This window comes from Streptomyces achromogenes (assembly GCF_030816715.1).
In the GTDB taxonomy this organism is placed as follows: Bacteria; Actinomycetota; Actinomycetes; order Streptomycetales; family Streptomycetaceae; genus Streptomyces; species Streptomyces achromogenes_A.
In genome coordinates, this window is record NZ_JAUSYH010000001.1 from 358,983 (window position 1) to 380,917 (window position 21,935).

Sequence of the window (21,935 nt, forward strand, 5' to 3'; positions counted from 1 at the left end):
CCCGCTGCCCGAACCGGACGAAGGACCGCACATGACAGCCACCGCACCGCACTTCGCGATACGCGCCTGGCGCGACTTCGACCCGCAGGCCCGTCGGCTGCCGGGCATGTCGCTGGGCTCCCTCCCGGTGACCGCGCAGACCCACGAGGTCGACCGCCTCTGGGACCTGGGTGTGCGCCACGCCGAACTCGACGCGGCCGTCGACCTTTCCACCGACGATCCGGCGGCCCACCGCCGGGCCGTCGACCGACTGTGCCTGGTCCGCGACCTCACCGCACGCGCCGTCTCCGTCGACTGGGATCTTCGCCTCCCGCCCCGGGAGTCCGCTCACCACTGGAAGGTCCTGTCGCACCTGCAGCCGCCGCGCACGATCACCGGCCTCGAAGACGCGCAGGAGGCACTGCACGCCTGGCGGACCCGGCACTACCTGTGCAAGCTCGTCTGGCGTCAGGGGCCGGGGTTCGTCCAGATCCGGGACCGTCGTTGGGGAGACCTTCGCCGCTTCACCGCCGACGAACCCCGCTATCGGGAGGCCATCGTCCTTCTCGGTGCGGGTGTGCAGCACGCCGACGTGGACGCCGACGTCCTGCGGGAGTTCACGGCCGAGCACCTCGTCCTGCGCGTCGGCGAGCTCGCCTGGTGGCTGCCGTACCGGGTCTCGCGCTGGCTCCAGGAGGCCATGGCCGTGTGAACCGCGCAGTCCCCTGCCGCCGTCACCGCGCTCGGCCGTGCCCCGGCCGCCCCGTGCTGATCGGGCCCTCGGTCGACGAGTCGGGCACCGCGCCGACGCCGGCATGACACTTGTCATACGCGACACCGGACGACCGGCACTGACACCCCGATCGGCCTCGTCCGTACGGTACTTCCCATGACGAAGAACAACGGGGAGAGCCCGCAGAAGACCGAGGTCAAGGTGAGCCTGATCGGCGGTCACCGCCTGGCGGGCGCCACGCTGCACGAGCGGACCGTCACCGCCTCCCTCATCGGGGGCGCGGACATCGACCTGACGGACGTCGACATCCCCGACAGCGCCCGGCTCCGCATCACCAAACTGAGCCTGATCGGCGGCGTCACTCTCAGGGTCCGCCGTGACGTGAGGGTGGAGGTCCGCGGGCTGCGTCTCGGCGGTGTCAAGGACGACGGCCCGAGTGAGCCGGGCGGCCCGACGGTGCGCATCGACGCATGGGGCCTCGTCGGCGGCGTCAGCGTCCACCGCTCGTAGTGCCCTGACCCGTCCCTGGATTCGTCGGGCCTCCGCCTGGGCAGTGGACTCCATGAATGTCATGAGCACGACTGCCCTTTCCCCACGAGGAGGTCGATCATGCACGTCCGTACACTGACCGGCGGCCTGGCCGCTGCCTGTCTGATCTCGTTGGCCATGGCGGGCGGTCACGCCGCTGCGGCCCCCCACGTCGCGAGCGTCCCGGCGGCCGCCGCCCGTGTCCTGACCTACGACGCCGGCGGCTCCGCCGAGTTCCGCAGCGCCGTGGACCGGGGGGCGGCGATCTGGAACGAGAGCGTCGACGCCGTGGAGCTCAGGCCCGCTGCCGCCGGACAACGGGCGAACATACGGGTCCTCGCGGACGACGGCTGGCCGCGTGCCCTGCCCACCACCCTGGGCAGCGGCACGGTGTACATCGGGCGTCAAGCCGTGGACCAGGGCTACGACACGGTCCGCATCTCCGCGCACGAACTCGGGCACATCCTGGGGCTGCCGGATCGCAAGCCGGGGCCGTGCTCGAGTCTGATGTCCGGTTCCAGCGCCGGCACTTCGTGCACGAACCGGTACCCGAACTCCGCGGAGAAGGCCGAGGTGGAGGGGAACTTCGGCGGAGCCCTCGTCGGCCGGGCTCCGGCGCCGCACCGCGGGGTGATCGTGGACTGACGTACCTGGCGTGCCTGACGCACGTCACGTACCGCGTCGCGCACGCCCGGCGGTGACACGGGGCAGGGTGAACTCCCGCACTCCGCACGACACCGACGCCTCGTGGACGACCGTCAGGACCGCCCCGGGGCCGGCTTCCCGGAGAGGCGATCCGGCCGCCTGTCGCAGACCCCGCCGGTCGGACTGCGACAGGCGGCCGGCGCCGACGGGGGCGACGTGGACCGGGACCGTCCGGTCCGGTGCCTCGGGGGCGGTCCGACCGTCGGCACGGCGTCAGTCCGCCGTCTGCGCCGGCCCCGACGTCACCTTGCGCAGCAGCGGCCTGCTGCCGGTGATCGCCGCGAGCATGGCCAGCGCCCCGACGGCCAGGCAGATCACCAGTTGCACGCCGCCGGAGGTGTTCACCGTGGTGCCCGCCGCCTTGTTGACCTGCATGGCGCCGAAGGCACCCATCGCGGTGGTGCCGCCGGCCAGCACGACCAACGGGATGACGGTCTCGCGGATCCGGGCCCGGTCCAGCACCTTCAAAGGAGTGCCGGACAGTCGCAGCAGGCCGTACACCCGGCGCCGGTCCAGGACGTTCGCCGCCGCCGTCAGCCCTGCGGAGGCGGCGGCGACGAGGAAGCTCAGCACCAGGGTCGCGGTGCTGACCGTGGCGACGCGGGCGGTGACGGTGTCGTCCTGCGCCGACACGTACTCCTGCGTCACCGGGTACCTGCCCGCCCCGAGGGGCGTCAGCGCGGTGGCGGCCGTGTCCATGGCCGCACGGCCGCCGGAGACCTGGGCGATCACACCGTCCACGCCGCCGAGCAGGCTGTCGAAGGCGTCCTCGTTGCTCACGGCGACGGTCGCCGTGACGCCCGCCCTGTCCAGGAGCGTGCGGGCCTCGGTCGCGGCGTGCCGGGCGTCGGCGGCGTTCGCGGTGATCACCGCGACCTGTCCGTGGTGGCTCGTGCCGTCGATGCTGAGCGTGCTGACCGAGAAGAACCCGGCCACGAACCCGGCGAGTACCAAGCCACTGACGGTGCGCCAGGCCCCGCGCGGGTCGTCGCTGAGCCGGCGCGCGGCGAGCAGCGTGGCCGGGCGCTTGGCACGGCGACCCACGATCCGGCCCAGCCGGTCCACGACCCAGGGGCCGAACAGCCAGAACGCGCCGTAGAAGAGCACCAGCAGGGCGATCAGCTGCCGGGTCTTCAGCTGGCCGCTGTCACCCGTGGTCAGCCAGATGTAGGCGAGCACCGCGACGAAGAGCACCAGACGGATCGCGCGGGTGCGACGCGGATCCGCCTGCTGGGCGACGCCCAGAGGTGAGGTGGCCACCTGGCGGAGCATCGTCACCGCGCTCAGGGTGATCAGCGCGGTGACGGCCGCCACCACCGCCGCCAGCCAGGGCAGTCCCACCCACAGCCGGCCGGTGTACCAGGCGCCGACGCCGTACGGCAGCTCGGCGAGCGCGGGCAGCAGTGCCGTGTAGGCGAGTGCCCCGGCCAGGGCGCCGACCGCGCCGACGGCCGCCGCCTCGACCGCGGTCATGGCGAGAATCTGCCGCGGGGTCGCCCCGGCCAGCCGCAGCGCGGCGAGCCGCTGTTCACGGCGGGCCGCGCCGAGCCGTCCGGCGGCCGAGGCCAGCACGACGACCGGCATGACCAGGAGCACCACACCCAGCAGGACGGTTCCCTGGTCGGTGCGGGTGAACAGACTCGTCCTGGCGCCGCTGAAACCGGAGATCAGCGCGCGCTCGGTCAGTCCCTCGTCGTAGTAGTTCTGTTCGCCGGCGCTCACGGCGACCGCCGGGTCGGAGGGCGCCCGTCCGACCACCGCGACCAGTTCGTCGGGCGAGGCGAGGCCGGCGGCGCCGATCGTGCCGTAGGACCCCGCCTTCGGGAATCGGTCGGCGAGTTGGCCGGCGGGAAGCTCGTGCAGCAGCACCGCCAGGGCGGGTGAGACATACACCTCGCCCGGCTTCGGGAAGGCGGGCAGACCGGGGGGCGCGGGGGTCCGCTCCCGGCCGGCCAACTGCGCGAGGTTCACGACGGTGACGGGTTCGTCGCGGGCGTACGTGGCGGTCGTGACCTGCACGGCCGTCGCCCGCTGCGCCGGTACCGCGTCGGGAGCGCGCCATGTCGTGTGGTCTGCGCGAGCGCCCGCGCCGAGCGCGGCGGCGATCATCACCAGCAGGAGGAACGAGCCGACGGCGGCGGCGCCGGCCGCGAGCAGCTGGGACTGGAGGCCGCGGCGACCGGAGGACCTGGCGAGGTGCCAGGTCAGGGGCAGGACAGGGGAACGCACGGGAGTCACTCCAGCGGGATCAGGCGACGGTGTACTGGGTGTGGCCGCTGATACGGCCGTCGCGGACCTGGAGGACCCGCCCGCAGTGGGCGGCGACGTCCGCGTCGTGGGTGACCATGACCAGGGCGGCGCCGGTCTCCCGGGTCGCGGAGGTCAGCAGCTGGACCACCTCCGTGCTGGTGCGCTGGTCGAGGGCGCCGGTCGGCTCGTCCGCGAAGACCACGTCCGGCTCGACGGCCAGGGCGCGGGCGATGGCGACCCGCTGCGCCTGTCCTCCGGAGAGCTGGCCGGGGCGGCGGTGCTCCAGGCCTTCCAGGCCCAGCGGGACGAACCAGCGGCGGGCGCGGGTGACGGCCTCGCGGCGCGGCATGCCCTCCAGCATCAGCGGCAGGGCGACGTTCTCCTCGGCGGGGAGTTCGGGCAGTAGCTGGCCGAACTGGAAGACGAACCCGAAGCGCTTGCGGCGCAGGGCGCTCAGCCTGCTCTCGCCGAGGTCGTCGATACGCCTCAGGCCTTCGGCGGGGGCCCCGTTCTCGCGTCGTTCGCCGCGCAGCAGCACCTGCCCGCCGTCGGGGCGGATGATGCCGGCGAGAGTGTGCAGGAGGGTCGACTTTCCGGACCCCGACGGGCCCATGATCGCGAGTGAGTCGCGCTCGCGGACCTCGACGTCCACGCCGTCCAGGGCGGCGGTGGTGCCGTACTTCTTCATGAGGCCGTGCCCGGCCAGTACCGTGCTCATGGTCTGTCGTTCCTCCGTCTCAGCGCTCGAACGCCCAGGTGATGCTCTTGGCGCCGGCTTCGGTCACCCGCACGGGGATCTCGACCGTCTTGCCGTCGCTCTTCTTCCCGGTGCAGGTGAGGGTGGCTCCGGCCACGGCCTTGAGCCCGGTCGGGCAGGTGACGCCGGAGAGCTTGTCGCCGACCCAGGGCAGCGGGTGGTACTTGTTCTCGGTGCGGCCCGCGACGATGTTCGCCGCGAGCGCCCGGTGGCCGTCCACCGACACGGTGTTCCGGGCGTCGAGGCCCGTGGTCGACTCGGTGCCGGAGAGCAGATAGGTGCCGATTCCGCCGAGCGCGACCACTGCGGTCGCGCCCCCGACGGCGCCGACCAGGAACTTGTTGCGCTGCATCGCGTACTCCTGATGTCCGTGGTGAGGATGCGGCTCCAGCCTCGCCCGCACTGCCGTGCGCACGCCTCGGCCGAACGGTCGGGATCGCGGTCCGGATCCTCCCGGGCCCTCCACCATTCGGCCGATCCCTCTGCCGGAGCCCCGGCCGACGAGGCGTCGTGCAAGGCGGGACGGACGCCGTTCGGCAAAGGTCGTCGATGCGTCCCGGGGTGGCGAGGGCCGGCTGCGGTGCTGCGCCCAGGAGCCGTCACGGCACGCGCGACGTCATCGATCTGCAGGGTGAGTACTACGTCGACGGTACGCGCGGGGTCAGCCGCGGCAGGGCCCTGCACAGCGCGGTCCACATGACGGGCGCCAACCACAACTACTTCAACAGCGAGTGGCCCCCCGGCCAGGCCACGGCACCGGCCGAGGACGACTTCTCCTACGGCGGCGACGCGCACGACCCGCTGTGCTCACCGGACACCGCCACCCGGCTCACGGCCGAGCAGCAGCAGAAGGCGGGCTCGACGTACATAGCCGCCGCGGCCCGCTGTTCGTGGCCGGTGACGACCGGGTCCGCCCGCTGTCGGCGCATTCCAGCACGATCCGCGAGCGCTGGGCCAGCGCCTGAGCCGTCGTGCGGCGACGCACCCAGCCCTCCAGCACAGCCCGCTGGGCATCAGTCAGTGACAGCGGGCGGAATCTTCGGACCCGGACGACTCATACCGAACCAACGACGAATCTCCGACTCAGGTCACTGGGGCCTGTCCGGCGGATCTTGCTTGAGAGCTGCCAACAGGCGTAGGACCAGGGGGTTTGCATCGTTCTTGCGCCACGCGACGGCGACTCGTGTGCGCGCGGTGCCGGGCTCGATCCCGCGGAAGGCGACGCCCTTGAGGCGGATGCGGCGGATGCTCTCCGGGGCCAGTGATACGCCCAGGCCGGTTTCCACCAGGGCGCAGACGGTCTGCCATTCCACGGCGTGCTGGGTCACTTGGGGGGTGAAGCCCGCATCGGTGCACAGGTTGGTGATCTGGTCGTACAGCGGCGGGCCGACGGCGCGGGGCAGGAGCACGAAGGGGCATTCTGCCAACTGCTCGACTCTGACGGTCCGTTGTGCCGTGAGTGGGTGTGAGGAGGGCAGGACGGCCACGAACGGTTCGGTCAACACGGTCTTGAATCCGAGGTCCGCGTCATGGGCGGGCGGTTCGCGCAACAGGCCGATGTCGATCGTCCTTTCGCGCAGAGCGGCCAGTTGCGGTGTGGTGGTCATCTCCTGGATGTCCAGGTCCACGGCGGGAAATCGTTTTCGGAAGGTGCGCAGCAGGCCGGGGAGGACAGTGAGGGCGAGGGAGGCGGCGAAGCCGATCCGCAGGCGGCCAGCCCTGCCGCTGCCGACTTCTCTGGCTGCGGTCAGGCCCACTGCCAGGTCGGTGAGGGCATGCCGGGCAGCGGGCAGGAGTTCCCGGCCCGCCGGGGTGAGGCCGATATTCCCGGGTTCGCGGCTGAAGAGCGCGTACCCGACCTTGTCTTCCAGGCGGCGGATCTGCTGGCTCAGCGGCGGCTGGGCGATGCCCAAGCGGGTGGCGGCGCGGCCGAAGTGGAGTTCCTCGGCGAGCACGACGAAGGCGTGCAGCTGCGGGAGGGGAAGTTCAGGGCGCTCCATACGCATAGAGATATCACTCCATGCTCTAAAGTGTATTAGACGTATCAGTGCTGGTCACTTAGCGTTCGGCGCATGACAGAGCGACGTTCCATCCTCAGCGGCTCGACGTTCGAGGAGCAGATCGGCTACGCCCGCGCCGTGGTCGACGGTGACTGGGTTCATGTGTCCGGGACGACCGGATTCGACTACACCACCATGACGATCTCGGACAACGTGGTGGAGCAGGCCGAGCAGTGCCTGCGCAACATCGAGGCCGCCTTGACCGAAGCGGAGTGCACCTTCGCTGACGTGGTGCGGGTGCGCTATCTGCTGCCCGACCGGGCCGACTTCGAGCCCTGCTGGCCGGTGCTGCGTCGCGCCTTCGGAGAGGTCCGGCCGGCCGCCACCATGCTCATGTGCGGCCTCGCCGATCCCCGCATGAAGATCGAGATCGAGGTGTACGCCCGGCGGATCACCGCGTAACCGCGTAGTCCGGTCTGGGTGAACGGGGGCACCGTGCCCGAGGTCGGGCGGGGCGATCTGACACATGCCGAGTGGGCACGGCTCCAACCACTGCTGCCCGGCGGCGGATTGCCGGGCGGACGGTGGAGCGACCATCGCACGGTGATCAACGGAATCCTCTTCCGCCTGCGAACGGGCACGCCCTGGCGTGACGTGCCTGCGCAGTACGGGCCGTGGAAGACCGTCTACGAGCGTCACCGCCGCTGGTCGGCGGACAGTACTTGGGACAAGACCCTCCGCTCGCTCCTGGCGCACGCCGACGCTGAAGACCGGATCGACTGGAGCCTGGTCGGTATCGATTCCACCACCTGCCGGGCCCATCAGCACGCGGCTGGCGCGCGCACGACACCCCCGCGCATCCCGGGACGCCGGGCTCTGCCCTCTCAGCATCGGCCAGATGAAGGAATGGGACGTTCAAGGGGCGGTCTGACGAGCAAGGTTCATCTGGTCGGCGAGGGCGGCCGCCGGCCTTTGGCGTTCCTGATCACCCCGGGCGGGGCGACGCCCCGCAGCTGATCCCGGTGCTGGAACGTCTGAACGTCCCCCGGCTCACTACCGGCCGCCCGCGTACCCGCCCCGACCATCTCAGCGGAGATAAGGCGTACAGCTCCCGCCACAACCGCCGCTACCTTCGCAGACGCCAGATCAAGCACACCATTGCCGAACCGCGAAGCCAACGGACCAACCGGCAGCGGCGCGGACGCAGGGGCGGCCGACCCGTTGGCTTCGACAGGGCGATCTACAGACGCCGCAACGAGATCGAACGCACCATCAACGCGCTCAAGAACTTCCGGGCCGTGGCCACGCGCTATGACAAGCGCGCCTACGTTTTCCCCGGCACCGTCACCCTCGCCACGATCCGCTTATGGCTCCGACCATGATCCGCCGGACAGGCCCTAGCCGAGCCCCCGTACCGTAACGAGACCGACGATGGCGGACCGGGAATGGTTCATCCGGCTTGGTGCGGTGTTCCTCACGAGGCGCCGTCGGCGATCCGGTTACGAGACCGCTCCTGGACCACGTAACATTCAGGCCGAATCAGTCAACTGCCGCGGTTACCCGCTTAGTTGGAGAATTCTCCGCACCGCGACCAAGGGTGACCGCGCAAGGGGGAAGGAAAAACCGAGATGACGTCATCCAGTCTGCGTCGGCGCGTCGCCGGAACCGCAGCCACCGTTCTTCTGATCGGCGCCGGCGCCCTGGCGACCGCGCCCTCCGCGGCGGCCAAGGCCAACCTGCTGTCCATCGAGAAGGTGTCACTGCGCACCCCCGGCCTGCAGGTGAAGGTCACCTACTCCTGCGACGTCGGCATGGACCACGAACTCGTCGCCAACGCGAGGACGCTCAACCACAGCTCCCATGACCAGTCCATCGCTGCGGGCACCGTCAAGAAGGACCAGTTGGTCTGCGACTACAAGGACCATGTCGCGCTGGTGAGCATGCGCCCGGCCGCAGGGTCGCACTTCGACAAGGGGGACAAGGTCGAGGTCACCGTCTTCTACTTCGACAACGACGGATTCCGGTACGCCGACGACGAGGCGACAGCCGTTCTCTAGCGACGGGGGTCGCATGGGTGGGTCACGCACACGACGGTGAACCGCCGGAGAACGGACGAACCGATGTCGGGTCATCCACGGGTGAAGCCACAGGTGGAGACACGGGTGGAGACACGGGTGGAGACCCGACATCGGTTACGACCTGACGTCGCGCCGACCGGCAGTCCGGCGGGTCGGCTTCGTCCCGCCGTGTCGCACCACGACGACGCCCCGCTCTCGGGCCGGCCGGTCAGCCTACGGCGCAGGAGACAATGGGCCAGGTCCGGTTGCCGTTGTGCTGGACGGTGACGCCGAAGGTGTCGCCGCTGCCGTTGGGTCTGGCGGTCAGCACCTGGGCGCTGGGGTAACTGACGCTGGTGTTCCAGGTGGAGAGCACTCTGGCTGGTGAAGGGATGTTCATGGTGACGATCCAGTTGGCGGCTCCGCTGACGGACACATTGAGGTTGTACCGGTCACTCCACTGCTGACCGGCGGAGAGAGTCGCCGTGCACCTGTTGCCGCCACCGGAGCCGCCGCCGTCGGGGGCCACGGCTCGGCCGGTCTGCGGGGAGATCATGCCGGCGCACAGGCCACGAGCGGCCAGACCCTGTGCGATCCGCGGGACCGCGGCCCGGGTGTTCGCCGGCCAGTCGTGCATGAGGATGACCTGGCCGCTGGTGAGCCGGGCGGCGGCCTGCACGATCGCGTCGGTACTCGCGCCGTTCCAGTCCTGCGAGTCGACGTCCCAGATGATCTCGGTCAGACCGTACTTGGTTTCGACCGCCCTGACCGTCGAGTTGGTCTCGCCGTAGGGCGGCCGGAACAGTTTCGGGGTCCCGCCGCCCGCGTTGGCGATGGCCTGCTGGGTCCGGGAGATCTCCGAGTCGACCTGCGCCTGGCTCTGCTGGGTGAGGTGCGGGTGGGTGTAGCTGTGGTTGCCGACCCACATCCCGGCGTCGACCTGGGCCCGCACCAGGGACGGGTTGGCCGCGGCGTACTGGCCCTCGTTGAACATCGTGGCCCGCAGTCCGCTCTGCCTGAGGGCGTTGAGCAGGGCGGAGGTGTTGCCGGACGGGCCGTCGTCGAAGGTGAGCCCGACATACCCGTTACAGGTCGCGGCCTGCGCCGGGGCGGCGGCCTGGACGGTGAGGGTGCCTGCGGCGGCCAAGGCGACGACGACCAGCCTGGCGACCAGTGCGCGTAACGAGCGGGGTGGTCTGGTGCTCATGAGGAGTGGTCCTCCAACCGGGGGGCGGGGGTGGGGACGGGCTGCGATGGCAGGAGCGGGGGTTGGAGTGACGGACGGGATCAGCCTGCGGCGCAGGAGACCGTCGGCCACGTCCAGTTGCCGTTGGGCTGGACGGTCACGCCGAAGGTGTTGCCGCTGCCGTTGGGTTTGGCGGTCAGCACCTGGGCGCTGGGGTAACTCACGCTGGTGTTCCAGGTGGAGAGGACCTTCGCGGGCGAGGGCAGGTTCATGGTGACCGTCCAGTTGCTGGATCCGGTGACCGATACGTTGAGGTTGTACCGGTCGCCCCATTGCTGGCCCGCGGACAGGGTCGCGGCGCACGCGCCTCCGCCTCCGCCGCCCCCGCCGCCCGAACCGGTGCCGCCCACCGTGATGTTGGAGCTGCCGCTGCTCTGGTAACCCTCGGTCGCGAGGATCATGTAGTAGTTGAAACTGCCGAGCGGCATCCCCGCCCGCGCCCAGGCGTCGAAGTGATTGCCGGTGGTGATGGTGCCGCCGGTCCGCTTCGACTGCCGGACGCTCCAGTACTGGTCGAAGGTCCGATTGCCCTCGACGGAGGGGGCGTTGTACCGCGTCGTCCGGTAGATGTCGTACGTGCCGCCGTCGCTGGTCACGGTGCCCTTGTACGTGCCCGTGGGCCGGTACGTGCCCCAGTTGTCGACTATGTAGTACTCCACGAGCGGATTGGCCGTCCATCCGTAGAGGGCCAGGTAGGCGTTGCCGGACGGATTGAAGCTGCCCGAATAGGACACGCTTCGCCTTCCACCGTTGCTCCAGCCCTTGCCCGCGACGAAGTTCCCGGTGTTGCGCCAGGAAGTGCCGTAACTGCCTCCGGATCCCAGGTTCATGGAGACCGAGCCGGGCGAGTCGGTCCAGAACGAGTAGTAGTAACCGTTGTTGCTGCCGGTCTGGTTGGTGGTGACGACGGTGTCGGCATGGGCGGTGCCGGGCGACGTCAGCGCGGCGACGGCGACCAGGACCGTGGTGCAGACACCGCTCATGAACAGCCTGAGACGTGCGGGTGCGTTCATGTCGCTCTTCCTCCTCGTCCTCGTGAGGTCGACGGGGGCCGACGGGGGCCGACGGGCGCAGCAGGCCCCCGGATTGACCGACAGTTTCGGTATGGGCATGCCAACTGTCAATCCTTTCGGCAATAATCCCGAAACATTCGCGAACGGAACTGTCGCGCCAGGTGCACATGACAGCTGGTAGACGGCTTCCCGGGAAGAGTGGACGGAGAAAGTGGCCCTGACCCTCGGGCTTCAAGATCGCGATCTCTTTCAGCCAATCTCGAATGTTTCGAAAAGCTTCCGTTCCGTGTGTCGATGCCACCGACTGGTGGATCATGATGATTTCCCGACTCCACGGATCTGGACTGCCGAGGTGCACCCCACATGGCCGAGCTGTACCCACCGATCGAGCCCTACGAGCACGGCACTCTCGATGTCGGCGACGGCAACCGCCTGTACTGGGAAGCCTGCGGGAACCCCGCAGGCAAGCCCGCCCTCGTCCTGCACGGTGGGCCGGGCTCCGGCGCAGGAGCTTTCTGGCGCAGGCTGTTCGACCCCGCGGCCTATCGGATCGTCCTCTTCGATCAGCGCGGATGCGGGCGCAGCACCCCCGACGCCGCTGATCCCCAGACCTCGCTCGCCGCGAACACCACACCACACCTGATCGCCGACATCGAACTGCTGCGGCAGCGCCTCGGCGTTGAGAGGTGGCTGATCGTGGGCGGCTCCTGGGGGGTGACCCTCGCGCTGGCCTACGCGGAGCAACAGCCCTCACGAGTATCGGAGTTGGTGCTCTTCAGCGTCACCCACACCACCCGGAGCGAGGTGGAGTGGATCACGCGGCACATGGGGCGGGTCTTCCCCGAAGAATGGGCACGCTTCCGCGACGCCGTCCCGGAGCGGGAGCGCGACGGCAACCTCGCGGAGGCGTACGCCCGGATGCTCGCCGACTCCGATCCGTCCGTACGGGAGCGGGCAGCCCGGGAGTGGTGCCGCTGGGAGGACGTGCACGTGTCCACGCGCCCGGGGTCAAAGCCCGACGCCCGCTACGAAGACCCGCACTTCCGGCTGCGCTTCGCCCGCCTCGTCACGCACTACTGGCGGCACGCCGGCTTCCTGGAGGACGGGGTGCTGCTGCGCGACGCCGGAAAGCTCGCCGGTATCCCCGGCGTGCTGGTCCACGGACGCCTGGACATCAGCAGTCCCCCGGACGTCCCGTGGCGGCTGGCCCAGGTGTGGCCGGACGCGGAGCTCGTGCTGATCGGCGAGGAGGGACACGGACTGTCCGGAGGAGGCACTATGGAGGCCGTCCTGACGGCCACAGACCGCTTCCGGCCTGTCTGAGTCCCGTCGTTCGAGACCGCCGAGGCATGACGCTCCGGGCTGCGGGTGCCGGAACAGGACCACGATCGGACCTGCGTACGTCTCGCCGGCGCCACGGGGCGCAGACCGTAACGGCGTCACCCCTCCCCCGGCCGCCCGGTACAGGGTTGTCCTGCCCCCCGTGGCGGGGCAACCCTGAAGCCGGACGAGCGGCCGAGGAAACCGGCTGTGCGGGTCAGAGCCTGACGGCGGCGGAGCAGTTCCCGATTCCCGTCCGGCAGATCCGGACGGACCACAGCGAGCGGGCTCCCGTCACGTACTGGTCGGCGGAGGAACAGACCATGTCGCCGTACCACCGCCAACCGGTGTCGTCCGTGTCCTTCACCTGAAAACGGGCACAGTGGCCGTCGGTGAGCGGGTCATGGGCGTGGAGCGACCAGTCGCCGTTCCCCACATAGGTGGCCGTACCCGCGGCGCCTGTCGTACTCATGTTGTAGGTCAACGCCTGGGCGGGACCGGCCGAGAAGCCGACCAGGGCGGCGGCTGCCGACACGGCGACGACGGCCAGCCGTTTGGGCATCGATGCCTGCGTTCTGAATTTCATGTGTGTCTCCTTCCGCTTACGGCGGGGTGAGTGTGCGCCAGGTCAGGGGCAGGACGCCGTTCCCTGGTCGAGAACGTGCGCGTCGGCGTTGTCCCCGACCTTCACCCACAGCGCTGACGTGCCCCGTCGGTCGTAGGTGCGGGTGAAGTCGGACTGCCCGGTGCGGACGAACTTGACCTTGTAGCACCAGCCGGCGTCCACGCGGAAGGCGTCCCAGTCCTGGTTGTACGGCGTGTGGCCGCCCCGGGCCGTGAGGTTCTGGGACTTCTGACTCGCCCCGTCGGAGGCGCACCTCGGTTCGGTGGCGGTCGAGTCGCCCGTACTGTCGCCGCCCCGGCACCAGTTGAAGTAGGCGGTGACCCCGTAGGCGCTGTCGTTCACGGTCGTCGAGCACAAGCCGAGCGTGCAGCCCGTGCCCGCCTGGGCGTTCGGCGCCACGCCCACGACGGCGGCGGCGCCCAGCGCGGCGACGACGATGACCGAGCGGACCCGCCCGGTGCCGAACCGCTTGGCAGGCCCTCGCATGTGCATGTCCACGCACCCTCCTTGTCCGGCGGCACCACCCGAGGCGCGACCGTCCCCTGTGTTTCGTGACGTCAACGCTGAAGCACCGACCTTGCGAAAACCTTGCGGCACTCGGCCGACCGCCGTGTCGGGACCGCGTCGGTGTCACCGTGCAGACGACCGCATGCCCGCGCCGGCGCATCATGGGTTCGGACGATCGCACCCGCACCGTGCGGGAGGAGTCTCATCGTCTCGTACGGGAGCACGTGTGTCCTCGCATTCCCCCGCACCGACCCGCCGCAAGAACGTCGCACGGCGCGCGCCGCGGCCTTCGGTACGGTGATCGCGCTGGGCGCCGGTAAGTTGTCCTGCCAGGCCGTCACTTCGGACGGCCCGGGGTTCCGATAACTGCGTACCCACCCCTTGACCTCCGAGGCATCGACCGGGTCCGGGACCTGTATGAAGACCTCATTGACCTCTGTACCTCCCGCCCGGTCCTGGCGCCAGCGTCACCCCATGGGCCGCCACCGGAAACCCCTGGTCCTCGGGCGGGGGCTGTACAACGGCAGCCAGGACGACTGGACGAACGGTTCCGTGAGCGGCGTCCAGGCGTACGACTATGCTCTGACGACCAATCAGGTCACCGCGCTGTATCAGAGCATCCCCTGGAGTCCACCGGCCTGACGGACTCACAGCCTCTCAGGGCGATCCACGCATGCGGGCCGCCCCGGGACCGCCGCTCTCACCGCACGCTGATCGGCGGCCCCCGCCCCGGCACCCGCGCAGATGCGCCGGAGTTCGTTCGGGCCGGCCCACCCCTGCGGCGTTTCGCTCATCCGCGGTCCGACCCGCCGTTCTAGGCTCGGACCGTGGGGCAACCTGAGCAGCGCGCCGAAGGCGCGGGACCGTTCACCACCCGGCTCACCTGGCACCTTGCCGACGGCGGCACCGCCGTGTGGGAGTCCCGGCTCGCGCGCCGGCGTGGGGTGCTCGCCGTTCGGCCCCCGCATGGCGCGGTCACTCATCACGTCCGCGCTGACGCCGTCTCCCGCACGCGCCTGCGCCGGCTCAACGTCATCGCCGCGATCGCGTTCGTCATCGGCGGCGCCCTCTTCACGGCCGGCGCGGCCGTCGCGCAATTCGGCGCCGCCGACGCCACCGAGTGCGCCTCGATCTACTTCGCGGGCGGCCTCTTCTTCACCATCGGCGGGTACGCCTCGCTGCTCCAGGTGATCAACGCACCCCGCCACGTCCCCGGCGGTGAGGGACACTTGGTGACCGGCCCCTGGCGGTGGTGGAGCTATGAGCCCGCGCGGGTTGACTGGCTGAGCACCTTCGTCCTCTTCTCGGGCACGCTCGTCTTCGCCGTCGATCTGCTGGACTCCTTCCTGCAGGGCCTGACCGCCCAACAGGTCAACCGGCTGATCTGGGCGCCCGACGTGATCGGCTGCGTCCTCTTCCTGATCTCAGGCCACCTGGCCTTCGTCGAGATCTGCCACGGACGGCTCCGCGTCCGGCGGCACGACCTCGGCTGGTGGATCGTCGCCGTCAACCAGCTCGGGTCCGTCCTGTTCCTGGTCTCGGCGGTCGCCGCCTACACCCGCCCCGCCACCGGCAGCCTCGTCAACGCCGACATCGCCAACTGGGGCACGCTCACCGGCGCCCTGTGCTTCTCCTTCGCAGGCGTCCTCCAACTCGGCGAACACTCATAGAGCCCGAGCACCGGCCATCGACAACGAGAGCACCGGCGCCGAGACCACGGAACCGCAGGCCCCTCACCCGCCTCCCGAGCGGCTCCGGCCGTCTTCTTCAGTTCACCCGTCCGGGATATTGACGTGTTAGCGACAACAGTGGCTTGATGAACTGTACGAGCTGTGGGAGCGCTCCCACAACCGTCCGCACCGCCGTTCCCACTCCCGCCCCACCTCGGGAAGGACATCCTGTGCGCAGCAGAAGACGTCACCCCCTCCTCGCCACGTTCCTGGCCGCCCTGCTCGTCGTCGCCGGTCTCGGCCTGGCCGGCGCCCCGTCCGCCGCCGCCGCGACCCCGATACGGATCATGCCGCTCGGCGACTCCATCACCGGCTCCCCGGGATGCTGGCGCTCTCTGCTCTGGAACCAGTTGCAGAACGCCGGTTACACCGACATCGACTTCGTCGGCACACTGAACGCCCAGAGCTGCGCCCTCACGCACGACGCCGACAACGAAGGCCACGGCGGCTTCCAGGCCACCGCCACCGCCGACCAGAACCTGCTGCCCGGATGGCTGGCGGCGACCCGACCGGACATCGTTGTCATGCATTTCGGCACCAACGACGTCTGGAGCAGCATCGCGCCGGACACCGTCCTCGCCGCGTTCACCAAACTGGTCGGCCAGATGCGGGCCGCCAACCCGTCGATGAAGGTGCTGGTGGCCCAGCTCATCCCGATCAATCCGAGCAGCTGCGCCGAGTGCGCCGCCCGGACCGTGGCCTTCAACCAGCGCATCCCTGCCTGGGCCCGTGGCATCAGCACCGCGCAGTCGCCGGTGACCGTCGTCGACCAGTGGACGGGCTTCGACAGCGCCACCGACACCTACGACGGCGTCCACCCCAATGCTTCCGGCGACGCCAAGATGGCGGCCCGCTGGTACCCGGCGCTGTCGGCCCTGCTCACCCCGGGCGACCCCGGCGATCCCGGCGGCCCCGGGAGCGGCGGCTGCTCGGCGGCGTTCCGGGCCGTGTCGGTGTGGCAGGGCGGCTACCAGGGCGAGATCACGGTCACCAACACCTCGTCCACGGCGGCGATCTCCTCCTGGTCGGTGAACCTGGCGCTCCCGGCGGGCAGTCGGCTCACCCAGGTCTGGAACGGCGCGCTGACCGGGACGACGGTGCGCAACGCCGGATGGAACGGCACGGTGAGGGCGGGCGCGAGCACCACGTTCGGCTTCCTCGCGAGTACGTCGACGGCGGCGGACACTCCATCGGTGACGGCCACGTGCTCGGCGTCCTGACTCCTGTGCGACCAGACGGTCGAGTCGCCCGTGGCGCCCTCGGGATGGGACGAGACTGCCGTGGTGCCGGCGCACGCGGCGCACGCCGACGACGGCAGCCCGGCCGACGACGGCAGCGGCCGCCTGTGCGCCGCCCGGCCCCGGCCGCGCACAAGAACGAACGGGCCGAGGTCGGCGCTGCGGCGGCCCGGGTGAATCACGGAGACCGGTGATCGACGCGGTGTCAACACATGCTCGGGAATGGGGATTTGAGCCCGGACACAGATGTGTGGACACCGCTTCGCCGCGTCTCCTCAGTAGCCGGTTCCCCGCTTCACCTGGTTCCGCTCGATCCCGTGGGTCGCGCCCTTGTGGTCCAGGGTGCGGCACGCGTCGGCGATGTCCTGGCTCAGGCGATCGACCTGCTCACGGCTCAGCGTCTCCTTGACCAGCGCGCGCAGGATCTTCACCCGCTCGGCGTTGGGCGGGAGCGTGTACGCGGGCACCATCCATCCGCGCTCGGCCGAGAGCTGCCAGGCGATGTCGGACTCGTCGTAGGCATTCTCGCCGACGAGACGGAAGGCGACCAGCGGCAGTTGCTCCAGGTCGCTCCCGATCACCTCGAAGCGGCCGCTGTCGCGCAGGTTGTCCGCCAGCGCCCGGGCGTTGTCCTGCATCATCTTCATGATGTACGTGTAACCCTGGCGCCCCAGCCGCACGAAGTTGTAGTACTGCGCGAGCACCATCGAGGCGCCGGTGGAGAAGTTCAGTGTGAACGTCGCGTCCGTCTTGCCCAGGTAGTTCTCGTAGAACACCAGGTCCTCGACAAGGTCGGACTCCTCTCGGAAGACAAGCCAACCGATGCCGGGGTAGACCAGGCCGTACTTGTGGCCGGACACGTTGATCGAACGGACCTGCTCGAGCCGGAAGTCCCATGTCGAGTCCGGGTAGAGGAAGGGCCACACGAACCCCCCGCTGGCGCCGTCGACGTGGATCGGGATGTCGAGGTCACGCTTGGTGCGCACGTCCCTCAGGAGTGCGTCGATCCCGACGACGTCGTCCTTGTGGCCGGTGAACGTGGTGCCGAGGACGGCGACGACGCCGATCGTGTTCTCGTCGATGCGGGGCTCCACGTCCTGCGGACCGATCGTGTACTTGCCCTCGGCGAGCGGCACGATCCGCGGCTCGACGTCGAAATAGCGACAGAACTTCTCCCACACGACGTGGACGTCGCCCCCGAAGACCAGGTTGGGCCGGTCGGCGGACAGCCCGGCTGCCTGGCGGCGCTGGCGCCACTTCCATTTCAGCGACAGCGCGCCGAGCATGATCGCTTCGGACGATCCCTGGGTCCGGCAGCCGGTCGTCCTGCCCGGGGCGTGGAAGAGATCGGCGAGCATGCGCACACAACGCTGCTCGATCTCCGCGGAGATGGGGTACTCCGCATGGTCGATGAAGTTGCGGTGCAGGTTCTCGACGATCAGCCGCTGTGCCTCCGGCTCCATCCACGTGGTGACGAATGTGGCGAGGTTGCGCTGCGGGTCGCCCTCCATGGCGAGATCCACGTCCACGAGCCGCATCGCGTCCGTCGCGGTCATGCCCTGCTCGGGGAACGTCTGCGAGGGAGCGGGCATGGTCAGGAATCGGTTACCGAAAAGAACCGAGTCATCACTGTTAGCCATACGGCGATTCAAACAGCGTCGGGCCCTGCCGCGGGCGAGGGACACACGGAACACACCCAAGCTCACCGACCGGGGCAGCACGGGTGTCCCTCCCGGCCGCTCGGTGCGACCCGCGGCGAGCGCGCCCTCGCCGGACGTGGCTGACGGAACTACCGCTACACCTATGCCTACGCCTAGAGCACCGGGCACGCCATGGGGCTGTGGAACACGTTCACCATCCACGCCCCCGAGCAGACCGCGCCCGGCCCCTACGTCGTCGACGGCACGGGGCGGGCCGGGTTGAAGCCGCCCACCTCCTCCGCGCCTCCTCTCCGCCTCAACCGTCCGGCTGCGTGGCCCCGAGCCTCGCTTCAGCGGTGCTCGGGGTTGTCAGCGCCCGCGTGGCAATCCGCGTCCCACTGCGAACGCTGGTTGCCCTGCCCGGGGAAGCCCCCGGCGCGCTTGAGCAGGGCCGCCATATGCATGAGGTTCCAGGTCATGAAGGAGGTGTTGCGGTTGGTGAAGTCGTTCTCGGGGCCGCCCGAGCCGGGGTCGAGGTACGACGGGCCGGGGCCGACCGCGCCGATCCAGCCGGCGTCCGCCTGGGGCGGGATCGTGTAGCCGAGGTGCTGCAGACTGTAGAGGAGGTTCATCGCGCAGTGTTTGACGCCGTCTTCGTTGCCGGTGATCAGGCAGCCGCCGACCCGGCCGTAGTAGGCGTACTGGCCTTGGGAGTTGAGCAGCGAGGAACAGGCGTAGAGGCGCTCGACGACCTTCTTGGTCACCGAACTGTTGTCGCCCAGCCAGATCGGTCCGGCCACGACCAGGATGTCGGCGGCCATCACCCTCGCGTAGAGCGCCGGCCACTCGTCGGAGGCGAAGCCGTGCTCGGTCATGTCGGGATACACGCCGGTGGCGATGTCGTGGTCGACGGCCCTGATCTCGTCCGTCGCCACTCCCTGCGCCTCCATGATCGCGCGGCTCCTGTCCACCAGCCCTTGTGTGTGACTGAGCTGGGGGGACGGCTTGAGGGTGCAGTTGATGTAGAGCGCGGCGAGGTCGTCGAACCGGTGGGGAGGGGGTGTGTCCATGACGGGCAGCGTCTCGCGTGGACGAGGTTTTGTCCCGGTTCGACGCGCCCATGAGGCCTTACGAAGCGGTGACGCGTCCGGCGGATCCAAGGATTCCGATACGCCTGCTTCCTGGCGCAGCCGTGCGCGTGCACTCACCCGCGGGCGACACCGGGCCTCCGGGCCCGACCCGGCGCGACGCCTGCCGGCCGATCGACCAGGGCGGGCGCGCCAGGCGTCGCCGGGGGGGACGGGACTTCAGGAACACGCCTGGAGCCCCAGGTCGAGCGCGAGGCAGGAGAAGAACTTCCACGACCCGTCCGGGCCGTAGGGGTCGTCGCGGCCTCCCTGCGCGGTCGCCACTTCCTCCGTCATGTCCTCGAAGCGGATTCGCTCAGGAAGGCTGCCGTAGCGCACGTGACGTGCGTCCGCGGCGGCGTCGGTCGCGAGTCTCCCGTTCATGGCCAGTCCCCACTTCTCCATCGGGGCCGCATCACCCCGGCGCTTCGCTCGGCCACCAGCGTGGACGCAGCAATCGTCACCTGTCAAGCCGGTGACACTCAGGGAGTTCTCTGACTCATGCCTTCAAGGACGCGACACAACGTCCCCAGCACTGCTTCGGCAGACAATCTACGTCACCTGTTTGACTGGTGATGAATGCCGTGCGAGTGTCGTCGTATCCAGGGCCCCGGAGACCGCATACCGTCCGAGCCGTCGACGTCCGGAGCAAAACCGTCATCGGTACGGGGTGCGTCGGCCCCCGGCGCATCGGCCCCTGGCCATCCGCAGCGGCGCGACGAAGGGGTACAGATGTTCAACAGGCGCACTTTCGGCAAGACCGCCGGACTGGGCACCGGCGCGGCAGCGGTCTCACTGTCAGGTCTGCCGAGCAACGCCTCCGCCGCGACCACGCCGGCCAGGACGCGCGGCATGACCGTTCCCGCCGTGTCCGCCGTCACCCACGGAACCCACATCGGCTTCAGTGCGCTCAAGTACGTCAGGGCGGGGCTGCTGGAGATCGCCTACGCCGAGGCCGGGCCTGCCCACGGACCCGTCGTCATCTGCCTGCACGGCTGGCCCTACGACATTCACAGCTTCGTCGACGTCGCCCCGATCCTCGCCGACCGGGGCTATCGCGTCCTCGTGCCGTATCTCCGCGGTCACGGCGACACCCGCTTCCTCTCCCGGCACACCCCGCGCACCGCGGAGCAGTCCGCAGTCGCCCTGGACATCGTCGCCTTCATGGACTCACTGAAGATCGACAAGGCCGTGCTCGCGGGCTTCGACTGGGGTTCGCGGACCGCCGACATCATCGCCGCCCTGTGGCCGGAACGCGTCAAAGCCCTGTTGTCCACCGGCGGATACCTCATCACCGACCGCAAGGCGCAGCTGGAGCCCGCCGCTCCCGCCGTCGAGCACAACTGGTGGTACCAGTGGTACTTCGCCGGCGATCGCGGCAAGAAGGCCATGGAGAACCCCACCGAGCGCATCGCACTGTGCCGCTACGTGTGGACGCTCGTCTCCCCCAACTGGGCTTTCGACGACGCCACCTACCAACGCACCGCCGAGGCCTTCACGAACCCCGACTACGCCGCCGTCGTCCTCTTCAACTACCGCTGGCGCATCGGCCTCGTGGAGGGAGAACGGCGCTACGACCGTTACGAGAGGCAGCTCTCCGCCCAGCCCCCCATCAGTGTCCCCACCCTCGCGCTCGACGCGGCCCTGGACCCTTTCACCCCGCCAGGCGACGGCTCCGCCTACCGCCACCACTTCACCGGCCGCTACGACCACCGCACCCTCGCGAACGTCGGACACAACGTGCCACAGGAAGCGCCCAGCGCGTTCGCGCAGGCAATCGTGGACGCCGACCACCTCTGAGCCACCACACCTACCCACGACCGCCGTTCCCGCACACCGGAGTGCGGGAAGGGCGCCCGGGCCGGCAAGACCGGGCCCACGGAGCCGGCGACGCGATCCCGGCCGTGCGTCACCTCCTTGACTGGTGACGCAAGCCACGGAAATCTCACGTCACCGGCCGGAGCAGTCACGCATCAGTGAGGAATCCCCATGACAGTCGTACGCCTCCACTTCACCTCCGCCCTCGACCCGAAGGGGGTGCTCGGCGTCCTGACCGACTTCAGCCCCTCGCGCGCCCGCATCTGGCCCACCATCGACGCCGACCACTTCGAGGTGCACGGACTCGGAGACACCTGGGCCGAGGTCACCGAGGGAACGGCCGCCGCCTGGGAGCGGGCGCGCTACGAGTGGGAACCGGACGGCGACACCGTCACCGCCACCACTCTCGACTCCAGGCTCTTCGGAGCCGGCGGCGGCTGGGTGTTCCGGACGACGGCCGAGGCGGACGGCACCCGGGTGGACGTGGAGCTGACGCGCCTGCCCGGCACGCTCAAGGGCAGGTTGCTGGCAGCGCTGCTGCCGGTCGTCGCTCCGGCGTCCCTGCGCAAGTCGCTCGCCGGGCCCCTGCAAGCACGATGACGCCCCGAGCCTGACGGCAGCCCGACGGGCCGCATCGCGACAGGCGGAGTCGGTCCGGCCGG

At 69.8% G+C, this 21,935-nt stretch carries 22 protein-coding genes and 2 pseudogenes; 13 read left to right on the forward strand and 11 right to left on the reverse strand.

Features of this window, described 5'->3' with window-relative positions:
- Window positions 1–31: 31 nt before the first annotated feature.
- The 3 genes from QF032_RS01485 to QF032_RS01495 all read left to right on the forward strand — a co-directional run bounded on the left by QF032_RS01485 (window position 32) and on the right by QF032_RS01495 (window position 1,885).
- On the forward strand, window positions 32–691 hold the full coding sequence (locus QF032_RS01485; RefSeq protein WP_307039280.1) for a DUF5825 family protein: 660 nt from the start codon (window positions 32–34) through the stop codon (window positions 689–691).
- A gap of 177 nt (window positions 692–868) precedes the next feature.
- A complete protein-coding gene (locus tag QF032_RS01490) occupies window positions 869–1,222 on the forward strand; it encodes a hypothetical protein (protein WP_307039282.1) in 354 nt (117 codons plus the stop codon).
- A 99-nt stretch (window positions 1,223–1,321) separates the two neighbouring features.
- Complete coding sequence (locus QF032_RS01495) at window positions 1,322–1,885, forward strand: snapalysin family zinc-dependent metalloprotease (protein WP_307039284.1); 564 nt, start codon at window positions 1,322–1,324, stop codon at window positions 1,883–1,885.
- Between the two features lie 273 nt (window positions 1,886–2,158).
- Here QF032_RS01495 and QF032_RS01500 read toward each other — a convergent pair whose 3' ends face one another.
- From QF032_RS01500 to QF032_RS01510, 3 genes are read right to left on the reverse strand one after another with little or no spacing between them, the layout of a single operon-like run.
- The gene (locus QF032_RS01500; RefSeq protein ID WP_307039286.1) at window positions 2,159–4,174 is read right to left on the reverse strand and encodes an FtsX-like permease family protein; all 2,016 of its coding nucleotides are present in this window, start codon (window positions 4,172–4,174) and stop codon (window positions 2,159–2,161) included.
- A gap of 19 nt (window positions 4,175–4,193) precedes the next feature.
- Window positions 4,194–4,913, reverse strand: coding sequence for an ABC transporter ATP-binding protein (locus tag QF032_RS01505; protein ID WP_307039288.1), 720 nt, complete (start codon window positions 4,911–4,913; stop codon window positions 4,194–4,196).
- A gap of 19 nt (window positions 4,914–4,932) precedes the next feature.
- Window positions 4,933–5,304 (reverse strand): DUF4333 domain-containing protein, encoded by a 372-nt coding sequence (locus QF032_RS01510; protein WP_307039291.1) that lies wholly within the window; start codon window positions 5,302–5,304, stop codon window positions 4,933–4,935.
- Between the two features lie 260 nt (window positions 5,305–5,564).
- Here QF032_RS01510 and QF032_RS01515 point away from each other — a divergent pair.
- A pseudogene (locus tag QF032_RS01515) lies at window positions 5,565–5,872 on the forward strand (hypothetical protein); the annotation flags it as partial.
- A 168-nt stretch (window positions 5,873–6,040) separates the two neighbouring features.
- On the opposite strand, the gene QF032_RS01520 reads toward QF032_RS01515, so the two are convergent.
- A complete protein-coding gene (locus QF032_RS01520) occupies window positions 6,041–6,952 on the reverse strand; it encodes a LysR family transcriptional regulator (protein WP_307049855.1) in 912 nt (303 codons plus the stop codon).
- 72 nt (window positions 6,953–7,024) lie between these two features.
- Here QF032_RS01520 and QF032_RS01525 point away from each other — a divergent pair, with 72 nt between their 5' ends.
- The 3 genes and pseudogenes from QF032_RS01525 to QF032_RS01535 all read left to right on the forward strand — a co-directional run bounded on the left by QF032_RS01525 (window position 7,025) and on the right by QF032_RS01535 (window position 9,009).
- A complete protein-coding gene (locus QF032_RS01525; RefSeq protein WP_307039293.1) occupies window positions 7,025–7,414 on the forward strand; it encodes a RidA family protein in 390 nt (129 codons plus the stop codon).
- 33 nt (window positions 7,415–7,447) lie between these two features.
- Window positions 7,448–8,334 (forward strand): annotated as a pseudogene (locus QF032_RS01530) (IS5 family transposase).
- A 246-nt stretch (window positions 8,335–8,580) separates the two neighbouring features.
- Window positions 8,581–9,009 (forward strand): hypothetical protein, encoded by a 429-nt coding sequence (locus tag QF032_RS01535; protein WP_307039295.1) that lies wholly within the window; start codon window positions 8,581–8,583, stop codon window positions 9,007–9,009.
- Between the two features lie 229 nt (window positions 9,010–9,238).
- Here QF032_RS01535 and QF032_RS01540 read toward each other — a convergent pair whose 3' ends face one another.
- Complete coding sequence (locus tag QF032_RS01540) at window positions 9,239–10,216, reverse strand: polysaccharide deacetylase family protein (protein WP_307054530.1); 978 nt, start codon at window positions 10,214–10,216, stop codon at window positions 9,239–9,241.
- 80 nt (window positions 10,217–10,296) lie between these two features.
- A complete protein-coding gene (locus QF032_RS01545) occupies window positions 10,297–11,268 on the reverse strand; it encodes a glycoside hydrolase family 11 protein (protein ID WP_307039299.1) in 972 nt (323 codons plus the stop codon).
- Window positions 11,269–11,631: 363 nt separating this feature from the next.
- Here QF032_RS01545 and pip point away from each other — a divergent pair, with 363 nt between their 5' ends.
- Window positions 11,632–12,591 (forward strand): prolyl aminopeptidase, encoded by a 960-nt coding sequence (gene pip, locus QF032_RS01550; RefSeq protein ID WP_307039300.1) that lies wholly within the window; start codon window positions 11,632–11,634, stop codon window positions 12,589–12,591.
- 214 nt (window positions 12,592–12,805) lie between these two features.
- Here pip and QF032_RS01555 read toward each other — a convergent pair whose 3' ends face one another.
- Together QF032_RS01555 and QF032_RS01560 are read right to left on the reverse strand one after the other, a co-directional pair.
- On the reverse strand, window positions 12,806–13,174 hold the full coding sequence (locus QF032_RS01555) for a hypothetical protein (RefSeq protein WP_307054532.1): 369 nt from the start codon (window positions 13,172–13,174) through the stop codon (window positions 12,806–12,808).
- Between the two features lie 42 nt (window positions 13,175–13,216).
- A complete protein-coding gene (locus QF032_RS01560; RefSeq protein WP_306945898.1) occupies window positions 13,217–13,711 on the reverse strand; it encodes a hypothetical protein in 495 nt (164 codons plus the stop codon).
- Between the two features lie 483 nt (window positions 13,712–14,194).
- Between QF032_RS01560 and QF032_RS01565 the strand changes: the two genes are divergently transcribed.
- From QF032_RS01565 to QF032_RS01575, 3 genes are all read left to right on the forward strand, one after another.
- Complete coding sequence (locus QF032_RS01565; protein ID WP_307054534.1) at window positions 14,195–14,362, forward strand: hypothetical protein; 168 nt, start codon at window positions 14,195–14,197, stop codon at window positions 14,360–14,362.
- 185 nt (window positions 14,363–14,547) lie between these two features.
- Window positions 14,548–15,390, forward strand: coding sequence for a hypothetical protein (locus tag QF032_RS01570; RefSeq protein WP_307039305.1), 843 nt, complete (start codon window positions 14,548–14,550; stop codon window positions 15,388–15,390).
- Between the two features lie 230 nt (window positions 15,391–15,620).
- Window positions 15,621–16,670, forward strand: coding sequence for a GDSL-type esterase/lipase family protein (locus QF032_RS01575; protein ID WP_307039307.1), 1,050 nt, complete (start codon window positions 15,621–15,623; stop codon window positions 16,668–16,670).
- A gap of 293 nt (window positions 16,671–16,963) precedes the next feature.
- Here the strand turns inward: QF032_RS01575 and QF032_RS01580 are convergent, their stop codons facing one another.
- From QF032_RS01580 to QF032_RS01590, 3 genes are all read right to left on the reverse strand, one after another.
- Window positions 16,964–18,328: a glutamate decarboxylase gene (locus tag QF032_RS01580; protein WP_307054536.1), complete on the reverse strand. Its 1,365-nt coding sequence runs from the start codon at window positions 18,326–18,328 to the stop codon at window positions 16,964–16,966.
- 350 nt (window positions 18,329–18,678) lie between these two features.
- Window positions 18,679–19,398: a flavodoxin family protein gene (locus QF032_RS01585; protein WP_307054538.1), complete on the reverse strand. Its 720-nt coding sequence runs from the start codon at window positions 19,396–19,398 to the stop codon at window positions 18,679–18,681.
- 237 nt (window positions 19,399–19,635) lie between these two features.
- Window positions 19,636–19,839: a hypothetical protein gene (locus QF032_RS01590; RefSeq protein ID WP_307054540.1), complete on the reverse strand. Its 204-nt coding sequence runs from the start codon at window positions 19,837–19,839 to the stop codon at window positions 19,636–19,638.
- A 348-nt stretch (window positions 19,840–20,187) separates the two neighbouring features.
- Here QF032_RS01590 and QF032_RS01595 point away from each other — a divergent pair, with 348 nt between their 5' ends.
- Window positions 20,188–21,255 carry an alpha/beta fold hydrolase gene (locus QF032_RS01595; protein WP_307054542.1) on the forward strand — a complete coding sequence of 356 codons (1,068 nt, stop codon included), beginning with the start codon at window positions 20,188–20,190 and terminating at the stop codon, window positions 21,253–21,255.
- 189 nt (window positions 21,256–21,444) lie between these two features.
- Window positions 21,445–21,873 carry a hypothetical protein gene (locus tag QF032_RS01600; RefSeq protein ID WP_307054544.1) on the forward strand — a complete coding sequence of 143 codons (429 nt, stop codon included), beginning with the start codon at window positions 21,445–21,447 and terminating at the stop codon, window positions 21,871–21,873.
- The last annotated feature ends 62 nt before the right edge of the window (window positions 21,874–21,935 follow it).

What these genes read in the sequence shown, in the direction of transcription:
- QF032_RS01485 (WP_307039280.1), top strand. Translation starts at nt 32, where the DNA reads ATGACAGCCACCGCACCGCACTTCGCGATACGCGCCTGGCGCGACTTC.
- QF032_RS01490 (WP_307039282.1), top strand. Translation starts at nt 869, where the DNA reads ATGACGAAGAACAACGGGGAGAGCCCGCAGAAGACCGAGGTCAAGGTG.
- QF032_RS01495 (WP_307039284.1), top strand. Translation starts at nt 1,322, where the DNA reads ATGCACGTCCGTACACTGACCGGCGGCCTGGCCGCTGCCTGTCTGATC.
- QF032_RS01505 (WP_307039288.1), bottom strand. Translation starts at nt 4,913, where the DNA reads ATGAGCACGGTACTGGCCGGGCACGGCCTCATGAAGAAGTACGGCACC.
- QF032_RS01510 (WP_307039291.1), bottom strand. Translation starts at nt 5,304, where the DNA reads ATGCAGCGCAACAAGTTCCTGGTCGGCGCCGTCGGGGGCGCGACCGCA.
- QF032_RS01520 (WP_307049855.1), bottom strand. Translation starts at nt 6,952, where the DNA reads ATGGAGCGCCCTGAACTTCCCCTCCCGCAGCTGCACGCCTTCGTCGTG.
- QF032_RS01525 (WP_307039293.1), top strand. Translation starts at nt 7,025, where the DNA reads ATGACAGAGCGACGTTCCATCCTCAGCGGCTCGACGTTCGAGGAGCAG.
- QF032_RS01535 (WP_307039295.1), top strand. Translation starts at nt 8,581, where the DNA reads ATGACGTCATCCAGTCTGCGTCGGCGCGTCGCCGGAACCGCAGCCACC.
- QF032_RS01540 (WP_307054530.1), bottom strand. Translation starts at nt 10,216, where the DNA reads ATGAGCACCAGACCACCCCGCTCGTTACGCGCACTGGTCGCCAGGCTG.
- QF032_RS01545 (WP_307039299.1), bottom strand. Translation starts at nt 11,268, where the DNA reads ATGAACGCACCCGCACGTCTCAGGCTGTTCATGAGCGGTGTCTGCACC.
- pip (WP_307039300.1), top strand. Translation starts at nt 11,632, where the DNA reads ATGGCCGAGCTGTACCCACCGATCGAGCCCTACGAGCACGGCACTCTC.
- QF032_RS01555 (WP_307054532.1), bottom strand. Translation starts at nt 13,174, where the DNA reads ATGAAATTCAGAACGCAGGCATCGATGCCCAAACGGCTGGCCGTCGTC.
- QF032_RS01565 (WP_307054534.1), top strand. Translation starts at nt 14,195, where the DNA reads ATGGGCCGCCACCGGAAACCCCTGGTCCTCGGGCGGGGGCTGTACAAC.
- QF032_RS01580 (WP_307054536.1), bottom strand. Translation starts at nt 18,328, where the DNA reads ATGGCTAACAGTGATGACTCGGTTCTTTTCGGTAACCGATTCCTGACC.
- QF032_RS01585 (WP_307054538.1), bottom strand. Translation starts at nt 19,398, where the DNA reads ATGGACACACCCCCTCCCCACCGGTTCGACGACCTCGCCGCGCTCTAC.
- QF032_RS01590 (WP_307054540.1), bottom strand. Translation starts at nt 19,839, where the DNA reads ATGAACGGGAGACTCGCGACCGACGCCGCCGCGGACGCACGTCACGTG.
- QF032_RS01595 (WP_307054542.1), top strand. Translation starts at nt 20,188, where the DNA reads ATGTTCAACAGGCGCACTTTCGGCAAGACCGCCGGACTGGGCACCGGC.
- QF032_RS01600 (WP_307054544.1), top strand. Translation starts at nt 21,445, where the DNA reads ATGACAGTCGTACGCCTCCACTTCACCTCCGCCCTCGACCCGAAGGGG.